The sequence below is a fragment of the Nocardia mexicana NBRC 108244 genome (assembly GCF_001613165.1).
Classification (GTDB): Bacteria; Actinomycetota; Actinomycetes; order Mycobacteriales; family Mycobacteriaceae; genus Nocardia; species Nocardia mexicana.
The window spans coordinates 50,980-70,407 of sequence record NZ_BDBV01000073.1 but is presented as its reverse complement, the minus strand read 5'-3'; the positions used below and the strand labels follow the sequence as shown (position 1 = coordinate 70,407).

Annotated in this window: 20 protein-coding genes and 1 riboswitch; of the genes, 7 read left to right on the top strand and 13 right to left on the bottom strand. The window is 68.9% G+C overall.

What is annotated here, in order from left to right; all coding sequences use genetic code 11:
- Positions 1–2: 2 nt before the first annotated feature.
- The 5 genes from NM1_RS27345 to NM1_RS27325 form a co-directional block, all read right to left on the bottom strand.
- A complete protein-coding gene (locus NM1_RS27345) occupies positions 3–1,703 on the bottom strand; it encodes an ABC transporter substrate-binding protein (RefSeq protein ID WP_246011336.1) in 1,701 nt (566 codons plus the stop codon).
- A 235-nt stretch (positions 1,704–1,938) separates the two neighbouring features.
- Complete coding sequence (gene secF / locus NM1_RS27340) at positions 1,939–3,129, bottom strand: protein translocase subunit SecF (protein ID WP_068025856.1); 1,191 nt, start codon at positions 3,127–3,129, stop codon at positions 1,939–1,941.
- A 2-nt stretch (positions 3,130–3,131) separates the two neighbouring features.
- Positions 3,132–4,949, bottom strand: coding sequence for a protein translocase subunit SecD (gene secD, locus NM1_RS27335; RefSeq protein WP_084520104.1), 1,818 nt, complete (start codon positions 4,947–4,949; stop codon positions 3,132–3,134).
- Between the two features lie 97 nt (positions 4,950–5,046).
- The gene (yajC, locus tag NM1_RS27330; RefSeq protein WP_068025853.1) at positions 5,047–5,457 is read right to left on the bottom strand and encodes a preprotein translocase subunit YajC; all 411 of its coding nucleotides are present in this window, start codon (positions 5,455–5,457) and stop codon (positions 5,047–5,049) included.
- A gap of 225 nt (positions 5,458–5,682) precedes the next feature.
- On the bottom strand, positions 5,683–7,176 hold the full coding sequence (locus tag NM1_RS27325) for a flavin-containing monooxygenase (protein ID WP_068025846.1): 1,494 nt from the start codon (positions 7,174–7,176) through the stop codon (positions 5,683–5,685).
- 70 nt (positions 7,177–7,246) lie between these two features.
- Here NM1_RS27325 and NM1_RS27320 point away from each other — a divergent pair, with 70 nt between their 5' ends.
- From NM1_RS27320 to NM1_RS27310, 3 genes are all read left to right on the top strand, one after another.
- Complete coding sequence (locus NM1_RS27320) at positions 7,247–7,879, top strand: TetR/AcrR family transcriptional regulator (RefSeq protein WP_373864071.1); 633 nt, start codon at positions 7,247–7,249, stop codon at positions 7,877–7,879.
- A gap of 56 nt (positions 7,880–7,935) precedes the next feature.
- Positions 7,936–8,499, top strand: a complete 564-nt coding sequence (locus NM1_RS27315) for a DivIVA domain-containing protein (protein WP_068025844.1) — start codon at positions 7,936–7,938, stop codon at positions 8,497–8,499.
- 72 nt (positions 8,500–8,571) lie between these two features.
- Positions 8,572–9,528 (top strand): DUF8017 domain-containing protein, encoded by a 957-nt coding sequence (locus NM1_RS27310; RefSeq protein WP_068025842.1) that lies wholly within the window; start codon positions 8,572–8,574, stop codon positions 9,526–9,528.
- A gap of 11 nt (positions 9,529–9,539) precedes the next feature.
- Here the strand turns inward: NM1_RS27310 and NM1_RS27305 are convergent, their stop codons facing one another.
- Positions 9,540–10,304: an SDR family NAD(P)-dependent oxidoreductase gene (locus NM1_RS27305; protein ID WP_068025840.1), complete on the bottom strand. Its 765-nt coding sequence runs from the start codon at positions 10,302–10,304 to the stop codon at positions 9,540–9,542.
- 31 nt (positions 10,305–10,335) lie between these two features.
- Positions 10,336–10,974, bottom strand: coding sequence for a hypothetical protein (locus NM1_RS27300; protein WP_068025837.1), 639 nt, complete (start codon positions 10,972–10,974; stop codon positions 10,336–10,338).
- A gap of 98 nt (positions 10,975–11,072) precedes the next feature.
- Here NM1_RS27300 and NM1_RS27295 point away from each other — a divergent pair, with 98 nt between their 5' ends.
- Entirely contained in the window at positions 11,073–11,555 is a 483-nt protein-coding gene (locus tag NM1_RS27295; RefSeq protein WP_068025833.1) for a MarR family winged helix-turn-helix transcriptional regulator, read from the top strand.
- An 8-nt stretch (positions 11,556–11,563) separates the two neighbouring features.
- On the opposite strand, the gene ruvB is transcribed toward NM1_RS27295, so the two are convergent.
- From ruvB to NM1_RS27270, 5 genes are all read right to left on the bottom strand, one after another.
- A complete protein-coding gene (gene ruvB, locus NM1_RS27290) occupies positions 11,564–12,649 on the bottom strand; it encodes a Holliday junction branch migration DNA helicase RuvB (RefSeq protein ID WP_068025825.1) in 1,086 nt (361 codons plus the stop codon).
- Positions 12,650–12,657: 8 nt separating this feature from the next.
- Positions 12,658–13,263 (bottom strand): Holliday junction branch migration protein RuvA, encoded by a 606-nt coding sequence (gene ruvA, locus NM1_RS27285; RefSeq protein ID WP_068025822.1) that lies wholly within the window; start codon positions 13,261–13,263, stop codon positions 12,658–12,660.
- Positions 13,260–13,829, bottom strand: a complete 570-nt coding sequence (ruvC, locus tag NM1_RS27280) for a crossover junction endodeoxyribonuclease RuvC (RefSeq protein ID WP_068026012.1) — start codon at positions 13,827–13,829, stop codon at positions 13,260–13,262. Before ruvC ends, ruvA begins: the two co-directional genes overlap by 4 nt.
- A 171-nt stretch (positions 13,830–14,000) precedes the next feature.
- Entirely contained in the window at positions 14,001–14,450 is a 450-nt protein-coding gene (locus tag NM1_RS27275) for an acyl-CoA thioesterase (RefSeq protein ID WP_068025820.1), read from the bottom strand.
- Between the two features lie 36 nt (positions 14,451–14,486).
- Positions 14,487–14,996, bottom strand: a complete 510-nt coding sequence (locus tag NM1_RS27270; RefSeq protein WP_068025817.1) for an O-acetyl-ADP-ribose deacetylase — start codon at positions 14,994–14,996, stop codon at positions 14,487–14,489.
- Positions 14,997–15,104: 108 nt separating this feature from the next.
- Positions 15,105–15,170: riboswitch (guanidine-III (ykkC-III) riboswitch) on the top strand.
- An 11-nt stretch (positions 15,171–15,181) separates the two neighbouring features.
- On the opposite strand from NM1_RS27270, the gene NM1_RS27265 reads away from it, so the two are divergent.
- Positions 15,182–15,496: a DMT family transporter gene (locus NM1_RS27265; RefSeq protein WP_068026009.1), complete on the top strand. Its 315-nt coding sequence runs from the start codon at positions 15,182–15,184 to the stop codon at positions 15,494–15,496.
- A 56-nt stretch (positions 15,497–15,552) separates the two neighbouring features.
- Here NM1_RS27265 and NM1_RS27260 read toward each other — a convergent pair whose 3' ends face one another.
- A complete protein-coding gene (locus NM1_RS27260; RefSeq protein ID WP_246011245.1) occupies positions 15,553–16,989 on the bottom strand; it encodes a mannitol dehydrogenase family protein in 1,437 nt (478 codons plus the stop codon).
- Between the two features lie 70 nt (positions 16,990–17,059).
- Here NM1_RS27260 and NM1_RS27255 point away from each other — a divergent pair, with 70 nt between their 5' ends.
- Together NM1_RS27255 and NM1_RS27250 are read left to right on the top strand one after the other, a co-directional pair.
- Positions 17,060–18,043 carry a sugar-binding transcriptional regulator gene (locus NM1_RS27255; protein ID WP_068025813.1) on the top strand — a complete coding sequence of 328 codons (984 nt, stop codon included), beginning with the start codon at positions 17,060–17,062 and terminating at the stop codon, positions 18,041–18,043.
- 6 nt (positions 18,044–18,049) lie between these two features.
- Positions 18,050–19,426 carry an ABC transporter substrate-binding protein gene (locus tag NM1_RS27250; RefSeq protein ID WP_084520100.1) on the top strand — a complete coding sequence of 459 codons (1,377 nt, stop codon included), beginning with the start codon at positions 18,050–18,052 and terminating at the stop codon, positions 19,424–19,426.
- The last annotated feature ends 2 nt before the right edge of the window (positions 19,427–19,428 follow it).

Below are 19,428 nucleotides of genomic sequence, written 5' to 3'. Positions count from 1 at the left end.
GCTCAACGCGACAACACCCAGCGGTCCATGTTCCAACCCGCACCGGCCTTGGTGGGGTTCACGATCCCGTTCTCCATGCCGTCCCCGAACGCGATGGTGCGCGGCGTGTTGAACAGCGGGATCGACGGCATCTCACTCCACAGCAGGCTTTCCGCCTCGGTGTCGAGATTCAGCACCGTGGCCGAATTATCGTCGGCCGCAAGCTGATCCGTGATCGCATCGTAACGCCCATTACCGAAATGCCCGAAATTCAACCCCTCACCGGTGCGCAGGGCGGCCGTGGCCTCGATCCCGGGCAGCGACCCCGCCGGGCCGGGTGCGCCCGCGGTGCCGCCCAGTACCGCGTCCACCTTTCCCTCACCGAGCTGGGCCGGGGTGAAGTCGGGTGCGCCGGCGTCGATGACGGTGACACCGGCCGCCCGGCAGCTGTCGGCGATCGCCGCGACGGTCTGGGCGCGGCGGTCGTCGGGCCCGCGATACCCGATGCGGACCGTCGGATTCGGCACCCCGGCGGCGGCCAGCGCCTGCTGCGCCGCCGCGGGATCGCCGTTGCGGTACTTGTCGGCAGGTCCCGTGATCGCCGAGTAGTAGAGCGAATCGGCCTGCACCGTACGGGAATTCAGCGGGCCCGAGCCCAGCCCCGACTTGTTCTCGAATCCGGGATGACCGAACCTGTCGAACAGCGCCTGACGCGGCACACAGGTCGCGAACGCCCGGCGGGCGGCCGCGGAGCCGAACATGCCCCCGGTGGACAGCACCAGCTGTTCGGCACCCCGGCCGGGCACCTGTTCGACCGAGAAGCCGTCCAGGTTCAGGTCGGTCACCGCACCGGAGCCGATATCGACGACACCGACAGCCTTGTCGCTCAGCTTGTCCTTCAGATCGGCGTTCTTCGGCCACACCACGATGCGCGGGGTGCGGGCCTGGTTGCCCCACCACTTCTCGTTCTTGACCAGCACCAATCCTTCGCTGTCGCTGTAGGATTCGATGCGATAGGGCCCCGAGGAGGGCAGCACGTCGGTGTCCAGCTTGCCCGGCGTCAACTGCCAGCCGGTATTCCAGAACTGCGCCAGCCGATCCAGGTTGACCGGATCGCCCGTCTGTACCGCCGCAACGATATTCGGCACCCCGGCCGCCTTGGCGGCGATGTGCGCGGGCATCAGATCCCCGGCGTTGAACAGCGTCTTCCAGGCCAGGAAGTGGCGATTGGGCCGGAACACCACGGTCGCGTCCTTCGACCCGGGCTGGCATTCGACCCGTTCGATATCGGAGTACCCGGCGGTGGAGCCCGCGTCGAACATCGGAATCTGGCCGCCCGGACCGGGTTTGGTGAACCGGCCGCTGCGCGCGGCCCACTCCAGCACCAGATCGTCGCACGAGGTGGCGACGCCGTCGGAGTACACCGCGTCCGGGTTGAGCCGGTACTGGATGGTCTGGGTCTCGCCGGGCACCTCCTTGGCGGTGCCGAAATCGGTGTCCGCGATCGGCTGCCCGTCCGGACCGGTGTAGAAGAATCCGGTCAGCACGCGCGAGAACACGCCCGCCGCACCGCTGCTCGCGCCCGCGCTGCTGCCACCGTTGTAGCTGGCGAGCGCGGCATCGACCGCGTAGCCGATCGAGGGCAGCTGATTCTTGCTGCCGCAGCCCGCCAGCAGGCCACCGGCGAGCGCCCCGGCCGTCGCTATCCCCACCGCCCGCAGCACGATTCGCCGTACCCGGCGCCCGCTCCACGCCCCCGGTTCGGAAGACCCGGCGGATCCTTCGTGATTACGCACTCTGCCTCCTCCGGGCCCGTAGCTCCCGCGGCCGTCGGCCGGGAGCCACGCCGAACCCTGTGCTTCTACGCACGCTGACTGCTGCGGAACCGAGACGGACGGTGTGCGGCCGAGGTTCCGACTCGATCCCGGCGTTCGCCGGGATGACGGGGAGGCCGCACGCTCAGTGCCTTCTCTTGTGCCGCTTCCCGCTCGGCCGGGCACCGGGTCTCGGTGCGGCGGAACCGGTTTGGCGCGGTCGCGGCATGCCGCTGGCCGCGCTGGCCCGCTCCGCGGCCGCGTCGCCGACCCGCGCGCTGCCCGCGTTCGCCCGCTTGGCGAGCACCTTCCTGGTGTGCGCCGCGTACGGCCCGAACCGCTCCTTGATCGACACCAGCAGCGGCACTGCGAAGAAGATCGACGAGTACGCGCCGACGACCATGCCGACCAGCTGCACCAGCGCCAGGTCCTTCAGCGTGCCGACACCCAGCAGCCACACCGCGACCACCAGCATGCCGATGATCGGCAGGATGCCGATGATGGTGGTGTTGATCGAGCGCATCAGGGTCTGGTTGGCCGCCAGGTTGGCCTGTTCGCCGTAGGTGCGCCGGGTCAGGTGCAGCACACCGCGGGTGTTCTCCTCGACCTTGTCGAAGACCACCACGTTGTCGTACAGCACGTAACCGAGCACCGTGAGCAGACCGATCACGGCCGCAGGGGTCACCTCGAACCCGACGATCGAATAGATGCCCGCGGTCACGATCAGGTTGAAGAACAGCGAAGCGATCGACGCGATCGACATGTCTCGCTCGAACCTGATGGCGATGTAGATCATCGTCAGCACCACGAACACCACCAGGGCGATCAGCGCCTTCTGCGTGATCTGCCCGCCCCACGTCTCGCTGATCTCCGCGATGCTGATCGCGTTGCGGCTGACGGCGCCTGCCGAATCCTTCGGGTGGAAGGTGTCGAACAGCGCCGCCTGCACCTTGTCCTGCTGCGTGGCGTCGAGGGTGTCGGACCGGATCTCGAACGACGCCGAACCGCCGGAGCCGACCTTCTGCACGGTGACCGGGTCGTGGCCGAGCGCCTGGTTGTAGACGTCCTCGACCTGCGAGGCCGACATGTCCCCGGTCGCGGGCAGCTGGATCCGGGTGCCGCCCTCGAAGTCGATACCGAGGGTGAACCCGCGGAACACGATGCTGGCCAGCGCGATCAGCAGCAGCGCCAGGCTCAGCCCGTAGTACAGCCGGCGCTTGCCGACGATCTGGAAGCCACCGGTGCCGGTGTAGAGCCGCTCGAAGAAGCTGTGCCGCGGCGCGGCGTCGATCGGCTCGTCGACGGTCCCCTGGTCGAGGACGGAGTGATTGCTCATCCTCACGATTCCTTTCCGACCAGCACGCCGGCGGCGGCCTTGCGTTCACGAGCGAGCTGCTGCACCGCGCCGAGTCCGTTCACCGAGGGCTTGGCCCAGAACGGCGAGCGCGAGGCCATCATCATCAGCGGCGAGGTGACCAGGTACAGCACGATCACGTCGAGCACCGTGGTCAGGCCGAGCGTGAACGCGAAACCCTTCACCTGCCCGGCGGCCAGGATGTACAGCACCGCGGACGCGATGAGGCTCACCGTCTTACCCGACAGGTTGGTGCGCTGGGCGCGGGCCCAGCCACGCGGTACGGCCGAGCGGAAACTTCGGCCCTCGCGCATCTCGTCCTTTATTCGTTCGAAGAACACGACGAACGAGTCGGCGGTCATACCGATACCGATGATCAAACCGGCGATACCGGCCAGGTCCAGCGTGAAATTGATCCACCTGCCCAGCAGGATGATGATGCCGTACACCGCGAAACCCGCCGCGATCAACGAGAATCCGGCCAGGAAGCCCAGCATCCGGTAGTAGGCCAGGCAGTACAGCAGTACCGCGACCAGGCCGATCGCACCGGCGATCAGGCCCGCGCGCAGCGAGGACAGGCCGAGCGTGGCCGACACCGTCTGCGCCTCCGAGGTGGAGAACGACAGCGGCAGCGAGCCGTACTTCAGCTGGTTGGCCAGTTCCTTGGCCGACTGCGAGGTGAACTGGCCCGTGATCTGGGTGCTGCCGCCCTGCTGCGGGCCCTGCTGCACGACGGGCGCGCTGATCACCTTGGAGTCCAGCGTGAACGCGACCTGCTTCTGCAGGTACTCGCCGGTCAGCTGGGCCCACGGCTCGCTGGTCTTGAACGTCAGGTCGATCGCCCAGCGCGACTGCTGCTGCTGGAACGAGGCGCTGGCGTCCTTGATGTCCTGGCCGTCGATGCGGCTCTTGTCCAGCAGGTACACCGCGCCGTCGCTGCCGCAGGTGACCAGCGGCAGGTTCGGGTCGTCGTTACCGGCCAGCGGATCGGGCTTGCTGCAGTCCATGGTCTGCATGGCCAGCTGCAGGATCTGGGGATCGGTGCTCTGCCGCAGCGCCTTGGCGGTGGCGATCTCCTGCTGGGTGCGCTGCTGCGGTGTCAGGTTCGGATCCGGTTGCGGCGCACCGGGAGTCGGCGCCGGAGCCTCCGGCGACGGCGCGGGCTCGCTGGGCGCCTGGGCCGGGAACACGCGGTTCTGCGCCGCGCCCCCGTTCGGGGCGGGCTGCTCGTTGGGAGCGGGCTGCTCGTTCGGGGCGGGCGCGCTCGGCGCACCGACACCCGGGGGAAGGCCCGTATCGGACTCCGCGCCCGGCGGGAGCTGCGGCAAGCCACCGGCGCCGCCCGCACCGCCCAGACCACCGAGGTCACCCGCACCGCCCATGCCGCCCGCACCACCGAGGCCACCGGCGCCGCCCGCACCGCCCTGGCTGGAATTCAGCACGGGGCGGATGTAGAGCTTGGCGGTGGAGGCCAGCGCGGTGGCCTGCTGGCCGTCCTCGCCGGGCACCGTGATCACCAGGTTGTCGCCGTCGATGACGACCTCGGAACCGGCCACCCCGAGACCGTTGACGCGGGACTCGATGATCTGCTGGGCCTGCTTCAGGCTGTCCTGGCTCGGCTTACTGCCGTCCGGCGTCCGCGCGGTGAGCGTGACCCGGGTGCCGCCCTGTAGATCGATGCCGAGCTTGGGTTCCGGCGACTTGTCACCGGTGAAGAACACCAGTGCGTAGATCACGGCCAACAGCACGGCGTAGACGCCGAGCAACCGCAGCGGATGCCCCGTTCCCTTGGAAGGTGGCACAGTACTTATCTCCTAGGCGGTGTCGAGGTGGAACGTGCGGGCACGCGCCAGCGCCACCGCACCGCGCATCCCGGCGGCGGTGCGATGGCGCGTGCGGTCAGTCCTTACCGAGCTTGGTGCTGGTGTTCTCGACCGGTTCGTCCACTGCGGGCTTGGCGGGTTCGGCCTCGGCCGCAGACGGCTCCGCCGCGTCGGTGGCGTCGGCCGCCTCTTCCGTGGCGTCGGCCGACTCGGTGGTCGAGGTGGTCTCGGTCTCGTCGGCACGGACATCGCGCACAGCGGCACGCAGCCACGTGGTGACGACATCCTCGGCGATCTCCAGGTCGATCGTGGTGTCGTCCACGTCGACCACGGTGCCGTAGAGACCCGACGTGGTGGTGACGCGGTCGCCGACCTTAATGCCTTCCTGCATCTCGGCGACCTTCTGGGCCTCCCGCTTCTGACGGCGGACACCGAGGAACATCGGCACGAGCAGGGCTACCAGCAGCAGCGGAAACAGCAGTTCCATCGTCGTAGTCGGTCCCTAGTCTGTGGGTTGGGATGGGTGTTTACCCACACAGTCTGCCAGTCCCGCGCAATACCGCCACACCGGCACACCATGTCCGTCCTCCCAGCGCGCCCCACTCGGTCCTTCCAGCACGCGGCTCCCGTCATTTCCGGCATGCTTTCGGCCGGAATCCACCGTGCATACCGATGGATACCGGCCAAGTGCGTGCCGGAATATGCGGGGGAATTACGCCGCGTTCTCGCCGTAGGTGTAGTCCTCCAGCGGGAAGCTGACGGCCTGGCGGTGGGTGGCCGGGGTGCTGTTGGGGCGCAGCAGCGCGGCCTCGCCGTGCTGGTTGAAGTAGTAGCTGCGGGCGCTCGAACAACTGCCGCCGTAGAACACCGACGAGTTCAGCTTCTCGGTGACGTAGTCCAGGAAGCGCGTATTGGCCGCCTCGGTCACCTCGAACACCTGCTCGCCGCGGCGGAACATCTCACCGAACAGCCGCCCCATGTGCTTCATCTGCGCCTCGATGGTGGTGAAGTACGACAGGCCGCTGTAGGAGTACGGACTGTTGAGGCTCAGGAAGTTCGGGAACTTCGGCACCGTGATGCCCTCGTAGGCCTGGAAGCGGTTGTCGCGCCAGAACTTTCCGAGGTTCACCCCGTCGCGGCCGATGATCTCGATGGCCGGGAAGTTGACGTCCCACAGGTTGAACCCGGTCGCCAGGATCAGCGTATCGATCTCGGTCTTGTGGCCGTCGGTGGTGACGATGCCGTCGGGCTCGATGTGGTCGATGGAGTTGGTCTCGAGCCGCACGTGCGGTTCGTTGAAGGTCTTGAAATAGGTGTTGGAGAACGTCGGGCGCTTGCAGCCGAAGTCGTAGTGCGGCGTCAGCTTGCGGCGGGTCTCCGGATCCCGCACCTGCGCGCGCAGATGCGCCTTGGCCAGCAGCGCGGCGCCCTTGTTGCCCAGCTTGGCCTGCTTGTAGTGCAGCACGCCGGCCACCATCAGCAGCTCCAGCGCGCTGGTGTTCACCATGCGCGCGGCCTTCTGCGTGAGCGGGGCCTTCTCGAACAGCCGCTGCACCGGCTTCGGGATCTTGGTGTCGACCTTGGGCACCACCCAGATCGGGGTGCGCTGGAACACCGTCAGCGCCGACACCTTCTTGGCGGCCTCGGGTACCAGCTGCACGGCGGTGGCGCCGGTGCCGATGATCGCGGCCTTGCGGCCGGTCATGTCGAAGTCCTGCTCCCACGCGGTGGTGTGGATGATCTTGCCCGCGAACGAGTCGATCCCGGGGAACGGCGGGGTGTAGGGCTGGGACAGGAAGCCCGTGGCGGCCATCAGGTAGCGGGCCGTCAGCGTCTCACCGCCCTCGACCGACACCACCCACTGCTGCTCCTCCTCGTCCCAGCGCGCGCCGCCGACGGTCTGCCCGAACCGCATGCGGCGCCGCAGGTCGTACTTGTCCGCGACGTGCTCGGCGTAGCGCTTCAGCTCCGCACCCGGCGCGAACAGCCGCGACCAGTGCGGATTCGGCTCGAAGGAGTACGAGTAGGTGACCGAGGCGATGTCCACCGACAGCCCCGGATACCGGTTCACATGCCACGTGCCGCCCAGATCGTCCTCGCGCTCGAGGATCACGAAATTGCCCAGGCCGAGCCGATCCAGCTCGATGCCCGCGCCCATCCCGCCGAATCCGGCTCCCACGACAACGGCGTCGTATTGCGGTGCCACGCCGAACCTCCCTGTTACCCGAAGTACCTATTACAGAATGACACATCATTCCGGTCCGGAACACCGTATCATCGGCTCCGTGCCGAAGCCATCAACACATCTCGAGCGTCGCAAGGCCGAGCTCCGGCAGGAGATCATCGACACCGCCTTCGTCTGCTTCGCCGAAAAGGGTTATCACGCAACGGGAATCGCGGATATCGCGACGCAGCTGGGGATCGGGCACGGCACGTTCTACCGCTACTTCGCCAATAAGCGCGACATCATCGACCACGTCATCGACGATCTGGCCGCCCGCATCATCGACTCGCTCGGCACCGACAACGCCCCCGATGCGGCGACCAGCCTGGCCGAGTACCGCGCCCAGCTCGATCGCATCGGCGCGGCGCTGAACCGGATCTTCCTCGAGGACCGCCGGGTCTCCCAGCTGCTGCTGTTCCAGGCGACCGGCATCGACTCGGAGCTGACCCTGCGGCTGTACGGGCTGCTCGACACCGCCGACGCGCTCACCGCCGGATATCTCGAGCACGGCGTCGAGCACGGATATCTGCGCGCCGACCTGGACACCACCAGCACCGCCAAGGCGGTGACGGGCATGCTGCTCGCCGCGATCATCCACGGCCTGCGCGATCCGGACGAGGCGGGGGTCGAGGATCTCGCGCAGGCGATCCGGCGGCTGTTGATCGACGGGGTGCGCAGGGAGTAGCCGGGAATGTGACCCGGGTAACATTTGCCCTCGTGACCTGTTGTCAGAATGAGCGCGTGACGGATGAGCATGCGCGACGGGTCCGATTCGGCCGGGCCCCGTTCGGTCATCGCGGGTACGACGCCGCGGAGGTGGACGCCTTCTGCGAGCGGGTGGCCGAGGCCCACCACGGCCGGGGCATGTTGACCGCCACCGAGATCCGCGAGCACGAGTTCGCCACCGCCGCCTTCGGCCATCGCGGCTACGACCGCGACGAGGTGGACGACTATCTCGACCGCGCCTGCATGGACCTGGAATTCGCGCGCCGCGGGACCAAACCGCACCCGATCGGAAACACCCTGCTCACCCCGGAAGATGTGCAGCGCCTGCGGTTCTCGGCACCGCCGCACGGGCAGCCCGGCTACGCCGCCGACGAGGTGAGCCTGTTCCTGAACCGCCTCGCCACCACGCTGGCGCACGGCGGGCCGAACGGTCTGACCAGCGCGGAGGTGCGCAACGCCAACTTCGGTCTGGCGCGCGCCGGAACGGCGGCCTATCACATCGAGGAGGTCGACTCCTTCCTCGATGTCGCGGTCCGGACACTGGCGGCCCAGGAGTCGGGGGGCGAACCCCGCGGGTGACATACGATGACCCACGCGTGTGTGAAACCACGGGCCGATCGTGGTGGCGGCCCGCGCGAGGGGACAGAGGATATGACAGACGATCGGCAGTGGTGGGAACGACCGGCTCCGGGATACGAGCCGACCGGACAGCCACACCCCTCCCCGGCTCCCGGATACCAGCAGCAGCCGTACGAGTATCCGCCGCTCGACGCCCCGCAGGCCTACGAGTACCCGGCGCTGGAATCGCAACAGCCGTATCCGGGGAACTACCAGCCGATGCCGTACGGGGCGCCGCCGCCGCGCCGCAATACCGGGCTGATCGTCGCGCTCGTCGTCGGCATGGTCGTGGTGGTGCTGGCCGTGGCGGGCGGTCTCGTCCTCGTGAGCAAGTCCTCCCGGGACGACAAGCCTTCCGCCGCAGCCACTTCGACCGCCCGGACGACCAGCGCGCCGCGGCCGACGACCGCCACGCCGGCGCCGCCCACCTCCGCCCGGCGCAGTTCGACGACCACGGCGGTCATCCCCGGCTTCCAGGGTGTCGCGGTACCCGCCCGCGGGATCGCCTACGACGTGCCCGCGGGCTGGAAGGTCGACACCGAGACCATGATTCGCGGCTTCGAGGACGACAAGGGCAACCGGATCTCCGGCACCGGCTCGACCGTCGACGGCGAGGACTACTGCGCGTCCTCCAACCGGACGACCTCCTTCGTCAGCCGCTCCGACGTGCCCGATCCGGCGGCGGCCGCCACCGATGTCGGTAAGAAGGCCGCCGAGTACGGCTTCAACAGCCCGACCGACGCCACCACCGCGGCACCGACGCCGCTGACCACCGGAACCGGGATCGCCGGTCAGCTGACCGAGACCTCGGGCACCTGGAAGCCCGAGGATTCCGCCTGCACCACAAGCAAATTCACCGTCTACACCTTCGCCTTCCCCGGCCCGCAGAACCCGATGCTGGTCCTGACGATCGCCGCCGACCGCGGCGTCCCCGGCGAGGTCACCCCGGACCTGGCTCGCCAGATCTACTCCAGCGTCCGCAAACTCTGAGGGCCCGCGGATCAGTTGGTGATGCGCCCACCGGCGACGTCGAGGGTGAGGCCGGTGAGGTAGGACGAGGCATCCGACGCCAGGAACAGTGCGGTCTCCGCGACATCGGCGGTGGTGCCCAGGCGCCGAAGGGGATGCATGGCGGCAACCCGGCGCTGCATCTCCTCGGGCATATTCCCGGCGACCTTCTCGGTACGGATCGACGTCGGGGCGATGGTGTTGACGCGAACCCCGTCGGGGCCGAATTCGGTGGCGAGGTGGCGGGCGAGCATGACCAGCCCGGCATTGGCGACGCCGTAGGCCAGGTTGGCCCGGCTGGGCTGTCGACCGGCCGCCGACGACATCCCGATGATGCTGCCGCGACCGCGCGCGACCATCCCGGGCAGGAAGGCCTGCACGGTCAGGAACGCCGAGGTCAGGTCGGAGTCGAGCACCTGCCGCCAGCGCGCCTCGGTCAGCTGGGTCGACGGGATCGGCGCGCCCTGGCCGCCCGCGAACGCGCAGAGGATGTCGATCGGGCCCAGCTCGTCCTCGGCTCGGGTAGCAACCCGGGCGAGCGCCGCGGCGTCGGTGACGTCGGCGACCACACCGAGAGCCGTGCCACCGCTCTCGGCAATACCGGCGGCCACGGCGTCCAGGGCATCCGGATCGCGGCCGACGACGCAGACCCGCACGCCCTGGGCGGCGAGCATCCGCGCGGTCTCCGCGCCGATACCGCGCGAGCCTCCGGTGACGACCGCGACCTTGCCGGGCAGGTCGGAATAGATGCTGAGCATGGGTGTGCCTTTCGAATCGATGCGGCGGAATTCAGCGGCGGGACAACACGATCGCGGTGGCGACCAGCCACAGCAGTCCGCCGAATCGCACGAGCGGGAGCAGGATCAGCAGCCCCGGGACCAGCAGGCCGATCGTCGACACCGCACCGGCGATCGCGATGACCACCCCGATCCAGGCCAGCGAGCGCGGGAGTAGTCCGCCCAGCAGGGCGGGCACGGCGATTCCCGCAGCGAGCAGTCCGAACCCCACCGCGTAGGCGGGACCACCGGTCACGAAGCTCATATCCGCGACCGCGCGGGCCAGCTCGGGCGACGCGCCGTCTTTCAATTGTGCTGCAACCCAGGCGAATACGGCACTCGCGGTGAGCGCACCGGCGCCGAGCAGCCCGCCCGCGACCGCGACATCCGGCACCTCCGCCCTCCGGCCGCGGAGCAGCCGGAGAGCGAATATCGCGGTCACGGCCAGCACCGGAGCCGAGCACAGCATCAACATCGCACCCAGTTCGAGCGAACCCGAGTGGGTGGTGTCGTAGGCCAGGACCTCGGAAGCGGAGGCATCCGGGTGGGGCACACCGGAATTCACGGCGGCGTAGGCAACGGTGAACGCGGCGAAGGCGAGGGTCGGGGCGAGGACGGCGGGAGTGGCCCGAGTGGTCGTGGCGGCGGTCATGGCTAGGTCCTTCCGAAGCGGATCGTGCCTCACCATAATGATTACAATTTGGAACGATTGTCAATGGTCTACGATTTTGAATCGTCTACCATGCACGCATGGGCACGAAGGACGAGCCGGAGACACCGCGGATCGGCGTCGGATTCCTGCTGGCACAGCTCGGCACGCATGCGGCGGCGAGTTTCGCGGCCGGTATCGAAGACCTCGACCTCACACCGCCCCAGGCGGGCGTGCTCCGGCTGCTCGCCACCCGGCCCGGACGCAGTCAGCGCGAGATCGCCGACGAACTCCGCATGCCGCCGAGCCGCTTCGTGCCGTTCGCCGACGAGCTCGAGGAGCGCGGGCTGATCGAGCGGCGCCGCAACCCCGATGACCGCCGCCTGCACGCGCTGCACCTGACCGATGCGGGCCGGGCCAAACTGGGCCAGTTGGCCGGGGCGGCACGGCAGAACGACGACCGCCTGTGCCGCGGTCTGTCCTCCGATGAGCGCGACCAACTGTTCGCGCTACTCGATCGGATCGCCGAGGAACAGGGCCTGACGCCGGGGGTGCACCCGGGCTACAAGTCCGTCAGAAGCTGAGGCGTCGCTCAGGAGTCGAAGAGGTCCAGGGTGGGGTGGGGTTCGCGACCGCGCACCTCGATGGAGCCGAAGACCAGGTCGGGGGGTGGGACCAGGCCCAGGTGTTCCCAGGCGGCGGCGGTGGCGACGCGGCCGCGGGGGGTGCGGGCGACCATTCCGGCGCGGACCAGGAAGGGCTCGCACACCTCCTCGACGGTGGTGGCCTCCTCCCCCACGGCCACGGCCAGCGTCGAAACACCCACGGGCCCACCGCCGAAGCTGCGCACCAGGGCGGCCAGGACGGCGCGGTCGAGGCGGTCCAGGCCGAGGTCGTCCACGTCGTAGACGGCCAGGGCCGCATGCGCGATCTGGCGGGTGATCACGCCGTCGGCGCGCACCTCGGCGTAATCGCGCACGCGGCGCAGCAGGCGGTTGGCGATACGCGGCGTGCCGCGCGAGCGTCCCGCGATCTCGGTGGCGGCGTCGAGTTCGAGCTGCACGCCCAGGATCTTGGCCGAGCGCTCCAGAATCCCCTGCAGCTCATCGGGTTCGTAGAAATCCATGTGGCCGGTGAAGCCGAAGCGGTCGCGCAGCGGACCGGTCAGCGCGCCGGACCGGGTGGTGGCGCCGACGAGGGTGAACGGGGCGATATCGAGCGGAATCGACGTGGCGCCGGGGCCCTTGCCGACCACCACGTCGACGCGGAAGTCCTCCATCGCCAGGTACAGCATCTCCTCGGCCGGGCGGGCCATGCGGTGGATCTCATCGATGAACAGCACGTCGCCCTCGACCAGGTTGCTCAGCATGGCGGCCAGGTCGCCCGCGCGCTCCAGCGCCGGGCCGGACGTAATCCGCAGGGCCGTACCGAGTTCGCCGGCGATGATCATCGCCATGCTGGTCTTGCCGAGGCCGGGCGGGCCGGACAACAGCACGTGATCCGGTGTGCCACCGCGCTGTTTGGCGCCGCGCAGCACCAGCGCGAGCTGTTCGCGCACCCGCGGCTGGCCGATGAAGTCGTCCAGGGACTTCGGGCGCAGGCTCGCCTCGATCTCACCGTCCGACCGCAGATAGCTTGCGGTGAGCTGGGATTCGTCGTCGTGGTCCGGCTCGGTCATGGGCCGCCCTACTTGTTCTTACCGAGCACGCCGAGGGCCGCGCGCAGCGCCTTGGACGTGTCCAGGTCGGGCTGGTCGGCGAGCACGCCGTCGACCGCCGATTCCGCCTGCTTGGCCGCGAATCCGAGCCCGGTGAGCGCCTCCACCACCTGATCGCGCACGGGGGTGACGACCGGGGCGGGCCCGGCGCCGGGCGGACCCGACTGCACCGGAACGAGATTCACCTTGTCCCGCAGCTCCACCACCATGCGCTCGGCGCCGCGCTTGCCGATGCCGGGCACCCGGGTGAGCGCCGCGACATTGCTCTCGGCGAGCGCCTTGCGCAGCGCCTCGGGCTCCAGCACCGCCAGCACCGCCATGGCCAGTCGGGGTCCGACGCCGGAGACGGTCTGCAGCAGGCCGAACAGCTCGCGGGCCTCGGTGTCGCCGAAGCCGTACAGCGTCATCGAGTCCTCGCGGACGATCATCGCCGTGTACAGCCGAGCCTCGTCGCCGCGGGTGAGGGCCGACAGCGTGGCGGGTGTGGCGTTGAGGCGGTACCCGACGCCCGCGGCCTCGAGCACCACATGGTCGAGGCCGATCTCGAGCACCTCGCCACGCACGGACGCGATCACCGGGTTACCGCCTTTCGTTGCTGGGCAAGCTTTTCCGCGTACTTGCGCTGCGCCTGCGCCGCCAGGGCCTCCGCCTTCGCCATCCGGTCCAGCATCGGTGCCCGCCAGCAGTGACAGATCGCCAGCGCCAGCGCGTCCGCGGCATCGGCCGGTTTCGGCGCCGTCTGCAAGCCTAGGATCCGGGTCACCATCGCCGTCACCTGAGCCTTGTCCGCGGACCCGTTTCCGGTGACGGCGGCCTTCACCTGGCTCGGCGTGTGGAAGGCTACCGGGATGCCGCGGCGCGCGGCGGCCAGCGCGATCACCCCGCCGGCCTGCGCGGTACCCATCGCGGTGCGCACGTTGTGCTGGGAGAACACCCGCTCGATCGCGACCGCGACCGGCTTGTGCGTATCCATCCAGTGTTCGGCCGCGTCGGCGACGTGCATGAGCCGCTCGGCGAGATCCATATCCGCGGGGGTGCGGACCACGTCCACATCCAGTGCCGTGACCTGCCGCCCGAGCCCGCCCTCGACGATGCTCAGACCGCACCGGGTGAGCCCGGGGTCGACGCCCATCACCCGCACGAAAAGCACCCCTCCACATCCGCGAACAGTTGTTCGAAGTCTAACGGAGGGTGTGCCGGTGACAGGCGACCGACACGGACCCGAACGGGCGTCATCGGCGCAGGGGCGTCGAGCGCACCGGACGCACGCTTCGCCGCCCGAGAGCACCGCGTGTCCGGCGCGGGCGCCCGCTCAGACCTGCATCCACGCAGGTAGACCGAGCAGCGTCGGATCGGCCGCGCGGCGGGCCCACTCCTCGGCGGGGTTGGGGACGAGCTTGCGGGTGTTCAGGTCGAGCAGGCCGCTGACGTGACTCACCGTGGCGGAGAGTTCGCCGTCGCTGCGGGTGAGGGCGTGTTCGACGCGGTAGGTCTTGCCGTCGGACCAGGTCCACGCGCAGGTGACCTCGGCGCAGTCGCCCGCGCGCAGTTCGCGGTGGTAGCGGATGGTGGTTTCGAGATTCACCGGCCCCAGGCCGTCGCGCAGCAGTTCCTCGACCGAGATACCCGCGGCCTGCACGCATTCGAAGCGCGCATGATCGGCGTAGTGCTGGTAGGCCGGGCCTGTGACGTGTAGTTGCGGGTCGACGTCGCCGATGCGGACGTCGACGCGGATCGAGAACGGTTCGTACGAGTTCGCCACGCCACCACCCTGGCAGACGGCACCGACAAGTCTCGATCAGCGCAGGTGGGCGGCGAAGGCGTCATAGGCGTCCGCGGAGAACAGCACGAACCGGGCCTCGGTGACGGCGGTGTCGGCCTCGCGCACGGTCTCGATGGCGATCCGGGCGCCGTCGTCGATCGGCCAGCCGTAGATGCCGGTGGATATCGCGGGGAAGGCGACCGTCGCGGCATCCAGCTCGTCGGCCACGCGCAGGGATTCGCGATAGCAGGACGCCAGCAGGTCCGACCGGTCCTCGCGCTTCGCCCACACCGGGCCGACGGTGTGGATCACCCAGCGTGCGGGCAGGTGCCCGCCCGTGGTCGCCACGGCTCGGCCGGTCGGCAAGCCCTCGCTGTACGTCGACGCGCGCAGCTCCCGGCATGCGGCCAGGATCGCGGGGCCGCCCCTCCGATGGATCGCCCCGTCCACGCCGCCTCCCCCGAGCAGTGTCGAGTTCGCCGCGTTCACGACAGCGTCCACGTCCTGCTCGGTGATGTCGCCCCGCACCAACACGATCTCGGCCATCCCGCCATTCTCCGCGCACCGTCCGGGCTGGGTGGGGATGCCGACAGATTGCTCGGGTGTGGTGACGGAGTTGACATTGCCGGGTTGTACCGGGTGTGACAGCTTGGAGGTGAGCCCGGCAAGGGGGCTTCCGGACGAGGGTGCCGTACCCGGTGTGCGACAAGACGGCCTTTCAGGAGGCTGTGATGGCGTGGCTCGTTCTGGTGTTCTCCGGCGTGCTCGAGGCGGTGTGGGCGACCGCGCTGGGAAAGTCCGAGGGTTTCAGTCGGCTGGGCCCGTCGGTGGTCTTCTTCATCGCATTGATCGCGAGCATGGCGGGTTTGGCCTATGCGATGCGCGACCTGCCCGTCGGCACGTCCTACGCGGTCTGGGTCGGCATCGGCGCGGTGCTCACCGTGGTATTCGCCATGGCCACCGGCGAGGAACCGGTCACCGCTCTGAAGGTCGTATTCCTCGCGATGATCGTCGGCGGCGTCACAGGACTCAAGCTCCTGCACTGACCGCACGCGCAAACTCTCGTTCGCGGCACGCGCCAACCTCCCCTATTCCTGGGTGACTACTCCAGCAAGGCAGCGAGGGTGGCGCGAGATCCCTTGGCGTGCAGGGATTCGAGGATCTCGGTGTAGGTGTCGACGAAGCGGGGATGGTCGATCAGGTCGCCGAAGATGTCGTCGGTGAGGAAGGCGGTGGGGTCGGTGCGCTGGCGGTGGGCCAAGGGCTGCAACCGTTCCCGGAGGCGATCCACGACCTCGATCGGGTCGCCGTGTTCGTCGACGCCCTCCGCGTAGCGCGCCCAGCTCGCGACAATCGCGGTCGCACAACGAATCTCGCCGCCCGACGCGAGCTGTTCCCGGATCACCGGCAGCACCCACTTGGGGATCCGGTCGGAGGATTCGGCACACAGGCGGGCGATGGTGTCGCCGATCGCCGGGTTGGCGAAGCGCTCGAGCAAGGTGCGGCGATAGTCGCCGAGGTCGACACCCGGCACCGGGCGCAGCGTGGGCGTGGCCTCATCGACCATGTAGCGCAACAGGAATCGTTCGAACAGCGGATCCGCCGCCGCCTCGTCGACCATCCGGTAACCGCAGAGATGACCGAAGTACGCCAGCGCCTGGTGGCTCGCGTTGAGTAGCCGCAGCTTCATCGACTCGTACGGCGCCACGTCGTCGACCAGCTGCACGCCGACCTCCTCCAGTGCCGGACGACCGAGCCCGAAGGAGTCCTCCAGCACCCATTGCGTGAAGGGCTCCGTCAGCACCGGCCACCAATCCTGAACGCCGTAGCGCCGCTTGATCTCGATGGACGCCTCCGCCGATGTCGCCGGAGTGATCCGATCCACCATGGAGTTCGGGAACCGGACGTGCCGTTCGATCCACTCCCCCAGGCCCGGATCCCGCAGCCGCGCAAAGGAACCGAACGCTCGCCGCGCGACAGTCCCGTTGCCCTCGATGTTGTCGCACGACATCACCGTGAACGGGGGCAGGCCCCGCGCCCGCCGCCGCGCCAGCCCCTCCACCACGAAACCGAAGACCGTGCCGGGCCGGGCGCCCGGCACCAGGTCCGCGGCGATCGCCGGATCTCCCGCATCGAATTCGCCGGTGCCCGGGTCGATGCCGTAACCGCCCTCGGTGATGGTCAGCGAGACGATGCGCGTCGCCGGATCGGCGAGCCGCTCCAGCACGGCCTCCGGATCATCGGGGGCGTACAGATAGTCGACGATGGAGCCGATCATCCGGGTCTCCCAGCGGTCGGGCCGGACCACCGACAGCGTGTACTCGAAGTCCTGCAGCACCAGCACATCTCGCATCGCCCGGTCGCCCGGCAGCACTCCCACGCCGCAGATCGCCCACTCGCGGGAACCACCGCGTTCCAGCAGCCGGTCCAGGTACATGGCCTGGTGCGCGCGATGGAAGCCACCGACGCCGAAATGCACGATCCCGGTGGCCAATCCGGTGCGGTCGTAGCTGGGTCGCGAAAGTGTTGTCTGCGTCACACCGACGATGGTACCGTGATCTGAGCAACAGCTCACACCGTGAGCATATGATCACTCGCCGAGGAGTGCCGTGGCGCCCGAACCATCCCGGCAGCAGCATCCGGACGATGTCCGGCTCGCCCTGCGCGCCGCGCAGCTCTACCACCTCGAGGGCGCGACGCAGGCGGAAATCGCTGGGAAGCTCGGGGTTTCGCGTCCCACCGCGGGCCGGCTCATCGCCCGGGCCCGCGCCCAGGGCCTGGTGCGCATCGAGATCTCCGTCCCCGACGAGCTGAGCGCGGCCGTCCACACCGAGCTCGAGAGCGAGCTGGAGGCGGGCTTCGGGTTGACCGAGGCGGTCGTGCTCGGCGAGGTGCCCGACGGCTCCCCCACCGGTTTGCAGCCGCTCGCGCAGGCGGCGGTCGGCGTGCTGTCGCGCCGGTTGCAGGCCGCGGACACGCTCGGATTCACCTGGGGCCCCGAGACGATCGCGATCGCGCGCGAGCTGCGCCCGAGTTCCGCCCGCTGCGCCACGGTCGTACAGCTCGACGGCTCCATGACCTCCTCCGACTATCAGACCGGCGTCGATTACACCCTGGGCCGCTGCGCCGACCGGCTCCGGGCCACCGCGGTCCGGCTGCATGCCCCGCTGTACGCGGATGCCGCGACAGTCACGGCGCTGGAACAGGATTCGGTGCTGGGCCGGGCCATGGCCGTCGGGCGCGAGGCCCAGGTGATGATGTTCGGCGTCGGCCCGGTCTCCACCGCCACCACGTTGTTCGAGGGCAGCTACCTCGACACCGCGATCCTCGGCGAACTGCGCGGCCTCGGCGCCGTCGGGGAGATCGGCGGCCGGTTCTTCCGCGCCGACGGCGGTGATGTCGCCGGGCCGCTGTCCGACCGCACGGTATCGGTGAGCCTCGACGTCATCCGATCCTGCCGCTCGGCCCTGCTGATCTCGGGCGGACCGGACAAGCACGAGGCCGTCCTGGGCGCGCTGCGCGGCGGGCTGGCCTCGATTCTCGTCACCGACGTCGACTGCGCGCGGTGGCTGCTCGAACAGAAAGAGGGGTAGCGCCCGATGACCGAATACGGCCCCCGATATCGACCGAAGCGCACGAGAACGCTTGCTGCCCTGGCGGTTACCACCATGCTGGCGCTGTCCGGCTGCGCCGGCGCCGGATCGTTCACCTCCGGCGGCGGCGACACGGTGACCATCGCGATGGTGTCCAACTCGCAGATGCAGGACGCCATCGCGCTGTCCGGGGAATTCGAACGCGAGAATCCGGGCACCAAGCTGAAATTCGTCTCCCTGTCGGAGAACGAGGCCCGCGCCAAGATCACCGCGTCGGTGGCCACCGGCGGCGGCGAATTCGACGTGGTGATGATCAGCAACTTCGAGACGCCGCAGTGGGCGGCCAACGGCTGGCTGGTCGACCTGTCCGAGCATGCGCGCCGGACGCCCGGCTACGACACCGAGGATTTCATCCCGTCGCTGCGAAAGTCGCTGTCCTACAACGGGAATATGTACTCGGTGCCGTTCTACGGCGAGTCGTCGTTCCTGATGTATCGCAAGGATCTGTTCGAACAGGCGGGCCTCGCCATGCCCGCCGATCCGACCTGGGAGCAGGTGGCCGACTTCGCCGCGAAGCTCGACGATCCGGCGGACGGCCGATCGGGAATCTGCCTGCGCGGCAAGCCCGGCTGGGGTGAATCGCTCGCCCCGCTCAACACCGTGATCAACACCTTCGGCGGGCGCTGGTTCGACGAGCAGTGGAATGCCCAGCTGACCAGCCCCGAAGTCGTTCGCGCCGTGCAGTTCTACGTCGACCTGGTGCGCGCGCACGGCGAACCCGGCGCCTCCACGAGCGGTTTCAGCGAATGCGCGACGCAGTTGTCGCAGGGGAACACCGCCATGTGGTACGACGCCACCTCGGCGGTGTCGGTGCTGGAGGATCCCGATTCCAGCAAGGTGGTCGGCAAGATCGGCTACGTCCCCGCCCCGGTGGCGCAGAAACCGAATTCGGGCTGGCTCTACACCTGGTCGCTCGGAATCCCGACCTCCAGCGAGAAGCCGGACGCGGCATGGAAATTCATCTCCTGGATGACCGGCAAGCCCTACATCCACATGGTCGGCGAGCGGCTCGGCTGGTCACACGTGCCACCCGGAAGCCGCCTGTCGACGTACGAGATTCCGGAGTACCGCGAGACATCGAAGGCCTACGGGGAGCGCACGCTGTCGGCCATGGCGGGCGCGGATCCGGAACACCCCACGGTGCAGCCGGTTCCGTACACCGGGGTGCAGTTTCTCACCATTCCCGAATTCCAGGATCTCGGCACCCGGGTGAGCCAGCAGATCAGCGCCGCGGTCGCGGGCCGGATCAGCGTGCGCGACGCGCTCGAGCAGGCCCAGCAGTACGCCGACACCGTCGGCAAGTCGTATCGAGGGAAACAGTAGCC

Bases quoted from the DNA above. Each gene is read 5' to 3' on its own strand.
- secF (WP_068025856.1), bottom strand. From the start codon at position 3,129: ATGAGCAATCACTCCGTCCTCGACCAGGGGACCGTCGACGAGCCGATC.
- yajC (WP_068025853.1), bottom strand. From the start codon at position 5,457: ATGGAACTGCTGTTTCCGCTGCTGCTGGTAGCCCTGCTCGTGCCGATG.
- NM1_RS27310 (WP_068025842.1), top strand. From the start codon at position 8,572: ATGACAGACGATCGGCAGTGGTGGGAACGACCGGCTCCGGGATACGAG.
- NM1_RS27305 (WP_068025840.1), bottom strand. From the start codon at position 10,304: ATGCTCAGCATCTATTCCGACCTGCCCGGCAAGGTCGCGGTCGTCACC.
- NM1_RS27300 (WP_068025837.1), bottom strand. From the start codon at position 10,974: ATGACCGCCGCCACGACCACTCGGGCCACTCCCGCCGTCCTCGCCCCG.
- NM1_RS27295 (WP_068025833.1), top strand. From the start codon at position 11,073: ATGGGCACGAAGGACGAGCCGGAGACACCGCGGATCGGCGTCGGATTC.
- ruvB (WP_068025825.1), bottom strand. From the start codon at position 12,649: ATGACCGAGCCGGACCACGACGACGAATCCCAGCTCACCGCAAGCTAT.
- NM1_RS27270 (WP_068025817.1), bottom strand. From the start codon at position 14,996: ATGGCCGAGATCGTGTTGGTGCGGGGCGACATCACCGAGCAGGACGTG.
- NM1_RS27265 (WP_068026009.1), top strand. From the start codon at position 15,182: ATGGCGTGGCTCGTTCTGGTGTTCTCCGGCGTGCTCGAGGCGGTGTGG.
- NM1_RS27250 (WP_084520100.1), top strand. From the start codon at position 18,050: ATGACCGAATACGGCCCCCGATATCGACCGAAGCGCACGAGAACGCTT.